General features: G+C 54.6%; 12 protein-coding genes. All 12 read left to right on the top strand.

All coding sequences use genetic code 11. The annotated features are described in order from the left end of the window. Positions 1–93 precede the first annotated feature (93 nt). On the top strand, positions 94–1,032 hold the full coding sequence (gene lrhA, locus JTI85_RS15355; RefSeq protein WP_005129482.1) for a transcriptional regulator LrhA: 939 nt from the start codon (positions 94–96) through the stop codon (positions 1,030–1,032). 626 nt (positions 1,033–1,658) lie between these two features. Next, positions 1,659–2,102: an NADH-quinone oxidoreductase subunit NuoA gene (nuoA, locus tag JTI85_RS15350; RefSeq protein WP_040230134.1), complete on the top strand. Its 444-nt coding sequence runs from the start codon at positions 1,659–1,661 to the stop codon at positions 2,100–2,102. 15 nt (positions 2,103–2,117) lie between these two features. Beyond that, complete coding sequence (gene nuoB / locus JTI85_RS15345; RefSeq protein WP_003028075.1) at positions 2,118–2,780, top strand: NADH-quinone oxidoreductase subunit NuoB; 663 nt, start codon at positions 2,118–2,120, stop codon at positions 2,778–2,780. 85 nt (positions 2,781–2,865) lie between these two features. Next, positions 2,866–4,668, top strand: coding sequence for an NADH-quinone oxidoreductase subunit C/D (nuoC, locus tag JTI85_RS15340; protein WP_075551358.1), 1,803 nt, complete (start codon positions 2,866–2,868; stop codon positions 4,666–4,668). A gap of 2 nt (positions 4,669–4,670) precedes the next feature. After that, positions 4,671–5,171 carry an NADH-quinone oxidoreductase subunit NuoE gene (gene nuoE / locus JTI85_RS15335; protein ID WP_003028069.1) on the top strand — a complete coding sequence of 167 codons (501 nt, stop codon included), beginning with the start codon at positions 4,671–4,673 and terminating at the stop codon, positions 5,169–5,171. Then, a complete protein-coding gene (nuoF, locus tag JTI85_RS15330) occupies positions 5,168–6,505 on the top strand; it encodes an NADH-quinone oxidoreductase subunit NuoF (RefSeq protein ID WP_005129472.1) in 1,338 nt (445 codons plus the stop codon). Before nuoE ends, nuoF begins: the two co-directional genes overlap by 4 nt. 181 nt (positions 6,506–6,686) lie before the next feature. Next, complete coding sequence (nuoG, locus tag JTI85_RS15325) at positions 6,687–9,413, top strand: NADH-quinone oxidoreductase subunit NuoG (RefSeq protein ID WP_219351702.1); 2,727 nt, start codon at positions 6,687–6,689, stop codon at positions 9,411–9,413. Further along, on the top strand, positions 9,410–10,387 hold the full coding sequence (nuoH, locus tag JTI85_RS15320; protein WP_003028063.1) for an NADH-quinone oxidoreductase subunit NuoH: 978 nt from the start codon (positions 9,410–9,412) through the stop codon (positions 10,385–10,387). The genes nuoG and nuoH overlap by 4 nt, the downstream gene beginning before the upstream one ends. Before the next feature lie 14 nt (positions 10,388–10,401). Further along, the gene (nuoI, locus tag JTI85_RS15315) at positions 10,402–10,944 is read left to right on the top strand and encodes an NADH-quinone oxidoreductase subunit NuoI (RefSeq protein ID WP_003028062.1); all 543 of its coding nucleotides are present in this window, start codon (positions 10,402–10,404) and stop codon (positions 10,942–10,944) included. An 11-nt stretch (positions 10,945–10,955) separates the two neighbouring features. Next, positions 10,956–11,510 (top strand): NADH-quinone oxidoreductase subunit J, encoded by a 555-nt coding sequence (gene nuoJ / locus JTI85_RS15310; RefSeq protein ID WP_003028059.1) that lies wholly within the window; start codon positions 10,956–10,958, stop codon positions 11,508–11,510. Beyond that, the gene (gene nuoK / locus JTI85_RS15305; protein ID WP_000612644.1) at positions 11,507–11,809 is read left to right on the top strand and encodes an NADH-quinone oxidoreductase subunit NuoK; all 303 of its coding nucleotides are present in this window, start codon (positions 11,507–11,509) and stop codon (positions 11,807–11,809) included. Before nuoJ ends, nuoK begins: the two co-directional genes overlap by 4 nt. Continuing rightward, positions 11,806–13,647 carry an NADH-quinone oxidoreductase subunit L gene (gene nuoL / locus JTI85_RS15300; protein WP_048211071.1) on the top strand — a complete coding sequence of 614 codons (1,842 nt, stop codon included), beginning with the start codon at positions 11,806–11,808 and terminating at the stop codon, positions 13,645–13,647. Before nuoK ends, nuoL begins: the two co-directional genes overlap by 4 nt. Position 13,648 lies beyond the last annotated feature (1 nt).

Genomic DNA, 13,648 nt, shown 5'->3' with positions numbered 1-13,648 from the left:
GTGAAACTGCGAGGGAGGCCCATTACAAATGGAGTTGTTTGTTTCTGAATGCACAGCATTAACCCGGTATGACCCGCGAGTAAGTGAAAAATTATGATAAATGCAAATCGTCCGATAATTAACCTCGATCTCGATCTGCTGAGAACCTTCGTTGCCGTTGCCGATCTGAATACCTTCGCGGCTGCGGCAGCTGCGGTATGTCGCACTCAGTCTGCGGTGAGTCAGCAAATGCAACGTCTCGAACAACTTGTGGGGAAAGAGTTGTTCGCGCGCCATGGACGTAACAAACTACTGACCGAGCATGGGATTCAGTTGCTGGGTTACGCCAGAAAAATATTGCGTTTTAATGATGAGGCATGCTCATCATTGATGTTTAACAATCTTCAGGGAGTGTTAACTATTGGCGCTTCTGATGAGTCAGCGGATACTATCCTTCCTTTTCTGCTGAACCGGATAAGTTCGGTTTATCCGAAGCTTGCGCTGGATGTCAGAGTGAAACGCAACGCTTACATGGTGGATATGCTGAAGTCACAAGACGTTGATCTGGTGGTGACAACCAACCGGCCAGGCGATTTTGAGTGTCTGAATCTGCGTACCTCACCTACGCACTGGTATTGTGCGGCCGAATATATTTTACAAAAAGGTGAGCCGGTGCCGCTGGTGCTGCTGGATGATCCGAGTCCGTTCCGCGATATGGTACTGGCAACGCTGAACGCTGCACAGATCCCGTGGCGTCTGGCCTATGTTGCTTCAACATTAGCGGCTGTTCGTGCGGCAGTGAAGGCGGGGTTGGGCGTGACTGCCCGTCCTGTAGAAATGATGAGCCCGGATTTACGCGTACTGGGCGCGGCGGACGGATTGCCACCGTTGCCGGAAACGGAGTACTTGCTGTGCTGCGACCCTGCATCACAAAATGAGCTGGCTCAGGTGATCTTTAAGTCGATGCAGACCTATCAAAATCCCTGGCAATACAACCAGTTTACCCCTGAAGGGGGAGACGATTCGCTGATTGTCGAAGGCGACTTTGAGTGATGTACCATAAATAATCGTTATAAAATGTAAGTGCAAAAAAGAGTCGCTGGTGATGAAAAAACATCCAGCGGCTCTTTTTTTATGCAAATAATGGTCGGAGATGGCATTTTGTATACCAAAACTTAACAAAATCAGTAGGTAAAAAAATCACCTACAAATAGTGCAAAAAACAATCACTCGAGGCGCTATTCATTTTCATGTTAAAAAACTAGAGAAATTGTTGCTGTTTTTTATGGTGAATTAACAAAAGCGTGTCACAGATCAAGAAAATACTCCCATTTAGGGGGAGGCATCTGTGTGAATTCCTGTCAAAATAGACGGGTATCATTTTTTTACTTCACTACGGACACGATTCAACAACATTAAAAATGACCGATGACGCGATCGAAATGGGTCTAAATAGCACTTTATGTTAATGGTGTTGGAGTTGTGTAAAATAATGTGAGGAAACTTTTGTTAAAGTTGACAAAAGGTTATAGAAAGGAGTAAAAAACCCCATCAATTAGCTGTCTAAAATGATTTTTCACAGTGATTGTAAGGTTTTTTTTATTCCTCCCCATGAATCGATGTGGCGTTCATCTGCCGAAAAGAGCAGAGAATTTGGCGCTACTTTTGATGAGTAAGCAATGAGTATGTCAACATCCACTGAAGTCATCGCTCATCACTGGGCATTCGCTATCTTTCTTATTGTCGCCATTGGCCTGTGCTGCCTGATGCTCGTCGGCGGCTGGTTTTTAGGTGGTCGCGCACGCGCGAGATCTAAAAACGTGCCGTTTGAATCAGGTATCGACTCGGTCGGCACCGCCCGCTTGCGCCTGTCTGCCAAGTTTTATCTGGTAGCCATGTTCTTCGTTATCTTCGACGTTGAAGCGCTGTATCTGTTCGCATGGTCAACCTCTATCCGTGAAAGCGGTTGGATTGGCTTTGTGGAAGCTGCAATTTTTATTTTTGTGTTACTGGCAGGTCTGGTTTATCTGGTGCGTATTGGCGCGCTGGACTGGACGCCCGCGCGTTCACGCCGCGAGCGTATGAACCCGGAAACGAACAGTATCGCTAATCGTCAACGCTAACCGCGAGGCATTAAGATGGATTATACGCTCACCCGCATAGATCCTAACGGTGAGAACGACCGTTACCCCCTGCAAAAACAGGAGATCGTAACCGACCCCCTGGAGCAGGAAGTTAACAAAAATGTGTTCATGGGCAAGTTGCATGACATGGTTAACTGGGGCCGTAAAAACTCAATTTGGCCATATAACTTTGGCCTGTCCTGCTGCTACGTAGAGATGGTGACCTCGTTTACCGCCGTGCATGACGTGGCCCGTTTTGGTGCAGAAGTATTGCGTGCATCGCCGCGTCAGGCTGACCTGATGGTCGTAGCCGGAACCTGCTTCACCAAAATGGCACCGGTTATTCAGCGCCTCTACGATCAGATGCTGGAACCGAAATGGGTTATTTCCATGGGCGCCTGCGCCAACTCCGGCGGTATGTACGATATCTACTCGGTAGTGCAGGGCGTTGATAAATTTATTCCGGTCGATGTGTACATCCCGGGATGCCCGCCGCGTCCGGAAGCGTACATGCAGGCACTGATGCTGCTGCAAGATTCCATTGGCAAAGAACGCCGTCCGCTCTCCTGGGTGGTTGGCGATCAGGGCGTTTATCGCGCCAATATGCAGTCAGAACGCGAGCGTAAACGCGGCGAACGTATTGCTGTAACGAATCTTCGTACACCAGACGAGATTTAATTTGCGCCTGTCGGCAGCAGCACTTCCTTCGCTTACCACTACATAAATAGCGCGAAGCACTGCCGACCACCACGGACCATTTGCAATGGTGAACAATATGACCGACTTAACCGCGCAAGACGCCGTATGGCAAACACGGGATCACCTTGATGACCCGGTCATTGGCGAACTGCGCAACCGTTTTGGGCCGGATGCCTTTACCGTTCAGGCTACTCGCACTGGGGTACCCGTTGTCTGGGTCAAGCGTGAACAGTTACTCGAAGTTGGCGATTTCTTAAAGAGACTGCCGAAACCTTACGTCATGCTGTTTGACTTACACGGCATGGACGAACGTCTGCGTACGCACCGCGAAGGGTTACCCGCCGCGGATTTTTCCGTTTTCTATCACCTGATCTCCATTGAACGCAATCGCGATATCATGCTCAAGGTGGCTTTGTCTGAAAACGATCTGCGCGTACCGACTTTCACCAAACTGTTCCCGAACGCCAACTGGTATGAGCGTGAAACCTGGGAAATGTTTGGCATCGACATCGAAGGTCACCCGCACCTGACGCGTCTGCTGATGCCGCATACCTGGGAAGGCCATCCGCTGCGTAAAGACTACCCGGCGCGTGCGACCGAATTTGACCCGTTTGAGCTGACTAAAGCCAAACAGGATCTGGAAATGGAAGCGCTGACCTTCAAACCTGAAGACTGGGGCATGAAGCGTAGCACCGAAAACGAGGACTTTATGTTCCTCAACCTCGGTCCTAACCACCCGTCTTCCCATGGTGCGTTCCGTATTGTCCTGCAGCTTGATGGCGAAGAAATCGTCGACTGCGTACCTGACATCGGCTACCACCACCGTGGCGCTGAAAAGATGGGCGAACGTCAGTCCTGGCACAGCTACATTCCGTACACTGACCGTATCGAGTACCTCGGTGGCTGCGTGAACGAAATGCCGTACGTGCTGGCAGTCGAAAAGCTGGCGGGTATTACCGTACCGGATCGCGTCAACGTGATTCGCGTCATGCTGTCTGAACTGTTCCGTATCAACAGCCACCTGCTGTACATCTCCACGTTCATTCAGGACGTCGGCGCGATGACTCCGGTATTTTTCGCCTTTACCGACCGTCAGAAAATCTACGACGTCGTGGAAGCGATCACCGGTTTCCGTATGCACCCGGCCTGGTTCCGTATCGGCGGTGTGGCACACGATCTGCCGCGCGGTTGGGACAAACTGCTGCGTGATTTCCTCGACTGGATGCCAAAACGTCTGGATTCTTACGAGAAAGCCGCACTGCGTAACACCATCCTGAAAGGCCGTTCGCAGGGCGTTGCCGCTTACGGCAAGAAAGAAGCGCTGGACTGGGGCTGTACCGGTGCTGCGCTGCGTGCGACCGGTATTGATTTCGACGTGCGTAAAGCGCGTCCGTACTCTGGCTACGAAAACTTTGACTTTGAAGTCCCGGTTGGCGGCGGTGTGTCCGACTGCTATACCCGCGTGATGCTGAAAGTTGAAGAGCTGCGCCAGAGTCTGCGCATCCTTGAGCAGTGCCTCAATAACATGCCGGAAGGCCCGTTCAAAGCGGATCACCCGCTGACGACGCCGCCGCCGAAAGAGCGCACGCTGCAACATATCGAAACCCTGATCACCCACTTCCTGCAGGTTTCGTGGGGACCGGTTATGCCGGCAAACGAGTCCTTCCAGATGGTGGAAGCGACCAAGGGTATCAACAGTTACTACCTGACCAGCGATGGCAGCACCATGAGTTATCGTACCCGTATCCGTACTCCGAGCTATGCGCACCTGCAGCAGATCCCGGTAGCGGTACGTGGCAGCCTGGTGTCCGACCTGATCGTCCATCTGGGTAGTATCGATTTTGTTATGTCAGATGTGGACCGCTAATTATGCACGAGAACCAACAACCACAAACCGAGGCTTTTGAGCTGAGTGCGGCTGAGCGTGAAGCGATTGAGCACGAGAAGCACCACTACGAAGACCCGCGTGCGGCGTCCATTGAAGCGCTGAAAATCGTTCAGAAGCAGCGTGGCTGGGTGCCGGATGGGGCGATCTACGCGATCGCTGACGTGCTGGGTATCCCGGCAAGCGACGTCGAAGGTGTTGCGACATTCTACAGTCAGATCTTCCGTCAGCCGGTCGGTCGCCACGTGATCCGCTATTGCGACAGCGTCGTGTGCCATATCAATGGCTACCAGGGGATCCAGGCTGCGCTTGAGAAAAAACTCAACATCAAGCCGGGGCAGACGACCTTTGATGGTCGCTTTACGCTGCTGCCGACCTGTTGCCTGGGGAACTGCGACAAGGGGCCGAATATGATGATCGATGAAGATACTCACGCTCATCTGACCCCGGAAGGCATTCCCGAACTGCTGGAGCGGTATAAATGAAAGACATTATCCGTACTCCCGAAACGCATCCGCTGACCTGGCGTCTGCGTGATGACAAACAGCCGGTATGGCTGGACGAATATCGTAGCAAGAACGGTTATGAAGGTGCGCGTAAGGCCCTGACCGGGCTGTCACCGGATGAAATCGTCAACCAGGTAAAAGACGCTGGCCTGAAAGGGCGCGGCGGCGCAGGCTTTTCCACCGGTCTGAAGTGGAGCCTGATGCCGAAAGACGAATCCATGAACATCCGTTACCTGCTGTGTAACGCCGATGAAATGGAACCCGGCACCTATAAAGACCGCTTGTTGATGGAACAGCTGCCGCACCTGCTGGTGGAAGGCATGCTGATCTCCGCGTTTGCGCTGAAAGCGTACCGTGGTTACATCTTCCTGCGCGGTGAATATATCGAAGCGGCTGTGCATCTGCGCCGCGCGATTGCCGAAGCGACCGAAGCCGGTCTGCTTGGCAAAAACATCATGGGCACCGGTTTCGATTTCGAACTGTTTGTGCACACCGGGGCAGGGCGTTACATCTGCGGTGAAGAAACTGCACTGATCAACTCCCTCGAAGGTCGCCGTGCGAACCCGCGCTCCAAGCCGCCGTTCCCGGCAAGCTCTGGTGCATGGGGTAAACCGACCTGCGTTAACAACGTCGAAACCCTGTGTAACGTACCGGCTATCCTCGCAAACGGCGTGGAGTGGTACCAGAACATTTCGAAGAGCAAAGACGCGGGCACCAAACTGATGGGCTTCTCTGGTCGCGTGAAGAATCCGGGACTGTGGGAGCTGCCGTTCGGCACTACTGCGCGTGAAATCCTCGAAGATTACGCGGGCGGCATGCGCGATGGCCTGAAGTTCAAAGCCTGGCAGCCGGGCGGCGCGGGGACTGACTTCCTGACTGAAGCACATCTCGACCTGCCGATGGAATTCGAAAGCATTGGTAAAGCCGGTAGCCGTCTGGGCACCGCGCTGGCGATGGCGGTTGACCACGAGATTGGCATGGTTGGGCTGGTGCGTAACCTCGAAGAGTTCTTTGCCCGCGAGTCCTGTGGCTGGTGTACGCCGTGCCGTGATGGTCTGCCGTGGAGTGTGAAAATTCTGCGTGCGCTGGAGCGTGGCGAAGGCCAGCCTGGGGATATCGAGACACTTGAGCAACTGTGTCGTTTCCTCGGCCCGGGTAAAACCTTCTGTGCACACGCACCGGGTGCGGTGGAACCGCTACAGAGCGCCATTAAATATTTCCGCGAAGAATTCGAAGCTGGCATTAAGCAGACCTTCAGCAATACCCACGCTATTGGTGGTATTCAGCCGAACCTGCTGAAAGAGCGCTGGTAAACGTTTTACGCGAAAGCATTCAAGATGCGTCAAGGCGGCAACCGAGAGAACCCCTGAGCTTACTAAAGTAAGTGACTGGGGTGGCGAGGGAAGCCAACGCCGAGGCAGCTTGAAGGATAAAGCGGAAAAGAAATTCGATTAATGCTCGGTCACGACCGAGCCAACTGGAAGCATGCTGACTATGGCTACGATTCATGTAGACGGCAAAGAATATGAGGTCAACGGAGCGGACAACCTGCTGGAAGCTTGTCTGTCTCTTGGCCTTGATATTCCGTACTTTTGCTGGCACCCGGCGCTGGGAAGCGTCGGTGCTTGCCGCCAGTGTGCGGTGAAGCAATATCAGAACGCGGAAGACACGCGTGGTCGCCTGGTGATGTCTTGTATGACACCGGCCACCGAAGGTACCTTTATTTCTATTGATGACGAAGAAGCGAAGCAGTTCCGCGAAAGCGTCGTCGAGTGGTTGATGACCAACCACCCGCACGACTGCCCGGTCTGCGAAGAGGGCGGTAACTGCCACCTTCAGGATATGACCGTCATGACTGGTCATAGCTTCCGTCGCTACCGCTTCACGAAGCGTACACACCGCAACCAGGATTTGGGGCCGTTCATCTCTCACGAAATGAACCGCTGCATCGCCTGCTATCGCTGCGTGCGTTACTACAAAGATTACGCCGATGGCACGGATCTGGGCGTTTATGGCGCACATGACAATGTCTACTTCGGTCGTCCGGAAGACGGTACGCTCGAAAGCGAATTCTCTGGCAATCTGGTAGAAATTTGCCCGACCGGCGTCTTCACCGATAAAACGCACTCCGAGCGTTATAACCGTAAATGGGACATGCAGTTTGCGCCGAGCATCTGCCAGCAGTGTTCCATCGGCTGTAACACCAGCCCGGGCGAGCGCTACGGTGAACTGCGTCGTATCGAAAACCGCTACAACGGTACCGTTAACCACTACTTCCTTTGCGACCGTGGTCGTTTCGGCTATGGTTACGTGAACCTGAAAGACCGTCCGCGTCAGCCAGTACAGCGTCGTGGCGATGACCTGATCACGCTGAACGCCGAGCAGGCGATGCAGGGCGCGGCAGATATTCTGCGTCAGTCGAAGAAAGTGATCGGTATCGGCTCTCCGCGCGCCAGTGTTGAGAGCAACTTCGCGCTGCGTGAACTGGTCGGTGCGGATAACTTCTATACCGGTATAGCCCAGGGCGAGCAGGAACGTCTGCAACTGGCACTGAGCGTGCTGCGTGACGGCGGGATTCATACCCCGGCACTGCGTGAAATAGAATCTTACGACGCCGTTCTGGTACTGGGCGAAGATGTCACCCAAACCGGTGCGCGTGTTGCGCTGGCGGTGCGTCAGGCAGTGAAAGGTAAAGCTCGCGAAATGGCGGCGGCACAAAAAGTGGCCGACTGGCAGATCGCAGCAATCCTTAACATCGGCCAGCGTGCTAAGCATCCGCTGTTCGTTACCAACGTCGATAACACCCGCCTGGATGATATCGCCGCTTGGACCTATCGTGCACCGGTTGAAGATCAGGCGCGTTTAGGTTTCGCTATCGCTCATGCGCTGGATAACAACGCTCCGGCGGTTGACGGTATCGACCGTGGCCTGCAGAACAAAATTGACGTTATCGTTCAGGCACTGGCCGGGGCGAAGAAACCACTGATTATTTCCGGCACCAACGCCGGTAGCTTAGAGGTGATTCAGGCCGCAGCCAACGTGGCGAAGGCGCTGAAAGGCCGTGGCGCAGACGTCGGCATCACCATGATTGCTCGCTCGGTTAACAGCATGGGCCTCGGCATGATTGGCGGTGGTTCCCTTGACGATGCGCTGACCGAGCTGGAAACAGGCCGCGCTGACGCCGTTGTGGTGCTGGAAAATGACCTGCATCGCCATGCTTCAGCCGCCCGCGTTGATGCCGCGCTGGCGAAAGCGCCGCTGGTACTGGTTGTTGACCATCAGCGTACGGCAATTATGGAAAACGCCCATCTGGTGCTTTCCGCTGCAAGCTTCGCCGAAAGCGATGGTACGGTGATTAACAACGAAGGCCGCGCCCAGCGTTTCTTCCAGGTCTATGACCCATCCTACTACGACAGCAACACCGTAATGCTCGAAAGCTGGCGCTGGCTGCACTCGCTGCACAGCACCGTGCAGAGTCGTGAAGTGGACTGGACGCAGCTCGACCACGTTATCGACGCGGTCGTTGAGAAGTTGCCGCAGCTGGCAGGCATTAAAGATGCCGCGCCGGACGCAAGCTTCCGTATCCGTGGACAGAAGCTGGCTCGTGAACCGCACCGCTACAGTGGGCGTACCGCAATGCGCGCCAACATCAGCGTACACGAACCGCGTCAACCGCAGGACAAAGACACCATGTTCGCCTTCTCTATGGAAGGGAACAACCAGCCGTCTGCGCCGCGTTCACAAATTCCGTTTGCCTGGGCTCCGGGCTGGAACTCCCCACAGGCGTGGAACAAGTTCCAGGATGAAGTGGGCGGTAAACTGCGTCATGGCGATCCGGGCGTGCGCCTGATCGAAGCTTCTGCGGATGGTATGGATTACTTCACTACCGTTCCGGCGAGCTTCCAGGCTCAGGATGGTCAGTGGCGTATCGCGCCGTACTACCATCTGTTTGGCAGTGACGAAATGTCCCAGCGTGCGCCGGTCTTCCAGACCCGTATGCCGCAGCCGTACATCAAACTCAACCCGGCTGATGCCGCGAAGTTGGGTGTTAATGCCGGTACGCGCGTTTCTTTCAGCTACGATGGCAACACGGTTACGCTGCCGGTTGAAATCGCTGAAGGATTAACGGCAGGGCAGGTTGGTTTGCCGATGGGCATGCCTGGCATCGCGCCGGTTCTGGCAGGTGCGCGTCTTGAGGATCTGCAGGAGGCACAACAATGAGTTGGATTACACCCGATCTGATTGAGATCCTGCTGAGCATTCTCAAAGCGGTGGTGATCCTGCTGGTGGTGGTCACCTGCGGGGCATTCATGAGCTTTGGCGAACGTCGTCTGCTGGGTCTGTTCCAGAACCGTTACGGACCGAACCGTGTTGGCTGGGGCGGTTCGCTCCAGCTGGTTGCGGACATGATCAAGATGTTCTTTAAAGAAGACTGGATCCCGAAATTCTCGGATCGCGTCATCTTTACCCTGGCACCGATGATCGCCTTCACCTCGCTGCTGCTGGCTTTCGCCATCGTGCCGGTGAGTCCGAACTGGGTAGTGGCCGACCTGAACATCGGGATCCTGTTCTTCCTGATGATGGCGGGCCTCGCGGTATACGCGGTGCTGTTCGCCGGCTGGTCCAGTAACAACAAATACTCCCTGCTCGGTGCGATGCGTGCGTCTGCGCAGACGCTGAGCTACGAAGTGTTCCTCGGACTTTCCCTGATGGGCGTGGTGGCGCAGGCCGGTTCATTTAACATGACCGACATCGTCAACAACCAGGCTGATATCTGGAACGTTATTCCGCAGTTCTTTGGTTTTGTCACCTTTGCCATCGCGGGCGTGGCGGTGTGTCACCGTCACCCGTTTGACCAGCCAGAAGCCGAGCAGGAACTGGCCGACGGTTACCACATTGAATATTCCGGTATGAAATTCGGTCTGTTCTTCGTGGGTGAATACATCGGTATCGTCACCATTTCTGCGCTGATGGTTACCCTGTTCTTCGGTGGCTGGCATGGCCCGTTCTTACCACCATTCGTCTGGTTCGCGCTGAAAACCGCGTTCTTCATGATGATGTTCATTTTGATTCGTGCGTCGTTACCGCGTCCTCGTTATGACCAGGTAATGTCCTTCGGCTGGAAAGTCTGTCTGCCGCTGACGCTCGTCAACTTGCTGGTAACGGCGGCTGTCATTCTCTGGCAGGCGCAATAAGGGACACAAAGACCATGACCTTAAAAGAATTGTTCGTAGGTTTCGGCACCCAGGTACGCAGTATCTGGATGATCGGCCTGCATGCGTTCGCGAAACGCGAAACGCAGATGTACCCGGAAGAGCCGGTCTATCTACCGCCCCGTTTTCGTGGTCGTATCGTTCTGACTCGTGATCCAGACGGTGAAGAGCGCTGCGTTGCCTGTAACCTGTGTGCGGTAGCGTGTCCGGTAGGCTGTATCTCTTTGCAAAAAGCAGAGACCAAAGATGGCCGCTGGTATCCGGAGTTTTTCCGCATTAACTTCTCACGCTGCATTTTCTGCGGCCTGTGTGAAGAAGCCTGTCCGACAACGGCTATTCAGCTGACTCCAGATTTCGAGCTGGGTGAGTACAAGCGCCAGGACCTGGTTTACGAGAAAGAGGATCTGCTGATCTCCGGTCCGGGCAAATACCCGGAATATAACTTCTACCGGATGGCAGGTATGGCAATCGACGGCAAAGATAAGGGCGAAGCAGAGAACGAAGCTAAGCCTATCGACGTCAAGAGCCTGTTACCGTAAGGAGAGGGGCAATGGAGTTCGCTTTTTATATCTGTGGCCTGATAGCCATTCTCGCAACCTTGCGGGTGATCACCCACACCAATCCGGTACACGCACTGCTGTATCTGATTATTTCGCTGCTGGCGATTTCCGGGGTGTTCTTCTCGTTAGGCGCTTACTTCGCCGGTGCGCTGGAAATTATCGTCTACGCGGGCGCCATCATGGTGCTGTTCGTATTCGTGGTAATGATGCTCAACCTCGGTGGTTCTGAAATTGAACAGGAACGCCAGTGGCTGAAACCTCAGGTGTGGATTGGACCGGCGATTCTGTCGGCCATCATGCTGGTGGTTATTGTTTACGCCATTCTGGGCGTTAACGATCAGGGCATCGACGGGACACCAATCAGCGCGAAAGCAGTCGGTATTTCCCTGTTCGGACCGTATGTACTGGCGGTCGAACTGGCTTCGATGCTGCTGCTGGCGGGTCTGGTTGTGGCCTTCCACGTGGGGCGCGAAGAGCGTTCAGGTGAGGTGCTGAGCAATCGCACCGATGACCGCGCGAAAAGAAAAACGGAGGAGCACGCATGATCCCCTTACAACATGGACTGATCCTCGCTGCGATTTTATTCGTCCTGGGTTTGACCGGTCTGGTTATCCGCCGCAATCTGCTGTTTATGCTGATCGGGCTGGAAATCATGATTAACGCCTCTGCGCTGGCCTTTGTGGTCGCCGGAAGCTACTGGGGCCAGACCGATGGTCAGGTGATGTACATTCTCGCCATCAGCCTTGCGGCTGCGGAAGCGAGCATTGGACTTGCGCTGCTGCTGCAACTTCATCGCCGTCGCCAGAACCTGAACATCGATTCAGTAAGTGAGATGCGTGGATGAACATGCTTGCCTTAACCATTATTCTGCCATTTATTGGCTTTGTATTACTGGCGTTTTCTCGTGGTCGTTGGTCAGAAAATCTGTCCGCTACCGTGGGTGTCGGGTCGATTGGCCTGGCCGCGCTGGTGACTGCGTTTGTTGGCGTTGATTTCTTTGCCAATGGCCAGCAGGCTTACAGCCAGCCGCTGTGGACGTGGATGTCAGTCGGCGACTTCAACATCGGTTTTAACCTGGTGCTGGACGGCCTGTCGCTGACCATGCTCTCCGTGGTGACCGGCGTCGGTTTCCTGATCCACATGTTCGCCTCCTGGTATATGCGCGGAGAAGAGGGCTATTCTCGTTTCTTCGCCTACACCAACCTGTTTATCGCCAGCATGGTGGTTCTGGTGCTGGCGGATAACCTGCTGCTGATGTACCTCGGCTGGGAAGGCGTGGGCCTGTGCTCCTATCTGCTGATTGGTTTCTACTATACCGATCCGAAGAATGGCGCTGCGGCAATGAAAGCCTTCGTGGTAACCCGTGTTGGTGACGTATTCCTGGCATTCGCACTGTTCATTCTCTACAACGAGCTGGGCACGCTGAACTTCCGCGAAATGGTGGAACTGGCGCCTGCGCACTTTGCAGACGGTAACAACATGCTGATGTGGGCAACCCTGATGCTGCTGGGCGGTGCGGTCGGTAAATCTGCACAGCTGCCGTTGCAAACATGGCTTGCTGATGCGATGGCAGGCCCGACGCCTGTCTCTGCGCTGATCCACGCTGCGACGATGGTTACCGCCGGTGTCTACCTGATTGCACGTACGCACGGCCTGTTCCTGATGACCCCGGAAATCCTGCATCTGGTGGGGATTATCGGTGCTATCACGCTGGTACTGGCGGGTTTTGCTGCGCTGGTACAGACCGACATCAAACGCGTTCTCGCTTACTCCACGATGAGCCAGATTGGCTACATGTTCCTAGCGCTTGGCGTTCAGGCGTGGGATGCGGCGATTTTCCACCTGATGACGCACGCCTTCTTTAAAGCGCTGCTGTTCCTGGCATCCGGCTCGGTTATCCTGGCCTGCCACCACGAACAGAACATCTTCAAGATGGGCGGCCTGCGTAAGTCTATTCCGCTGGTGTATCTCTGCTTCCTGATTGGTGGCGCGGCGCTGTCGGCTCTGCCGCTGATTACCGCTGGCTTCTTCAGTAAGGATGAGATTCTTGCCGGTGCGATGGCGAACGGTCATATCAATCTGATGGTTGCAGGTCTGGTCGGTGCGTTCATGACCTCGCTGTATACCTTCCGTATGATTTTCATCGTGTTCCACGGTAAAGAACAAATTCACGCTCACGCCGGGAAGGGGATTACCCATCATCTGCCGCTGATTGTGCTGATGATCCTGTCCACCTTTGTTGGCGCGCTGATTGTGCCGCCACTGCATGGCGTACTGCCTGCGACGACCGAGCTTGAGCATGGTCGCGTCATGACGCTGGAAATTACTTCCGGTATCGTCGCGATTGCGGGCATCCTGATCGCTGCATGGCTGTGGCTGGGTAAACGCCAGCTTGTGACATCGATTGCCAACAGTGCGCCAGGCCGTTTGCTGGGTACCTGGTGGTATAACGCCTGGGGCTTCGACTGGCTGTATGACAAAGTGTTCGTCAAGCCGTTCCTCGGTGTTGCATGGCTGCTGAAACGCGATCCGCTGAACGCAATGATGAACATTCCGGCGATCCTGTCTCGCTTTGCAGGTAAAGGCCTGCTGTTAAGCGAGAACGGCTATCTGCGCTGGTATGTGGCATCAATGAGCATCGGCGCCGTTGTTGTGCTGGCACTGTTGATGGTACTGCGTTGAG

The sequence above is a fragment of the Citrobacter sp. Colony219 genome, assembly GCF_019382635.1.
GTDB classification, from domain to species: Bacteria; Pseudomonadota; Gammaproteobacteria; order Enterobacterales; family Enterobacteriaceae; genus Citrobacter; species Citrobacter youngae.
This window is presented reverse-complemented; position numbering and strand designations above follow the sequence as displayed.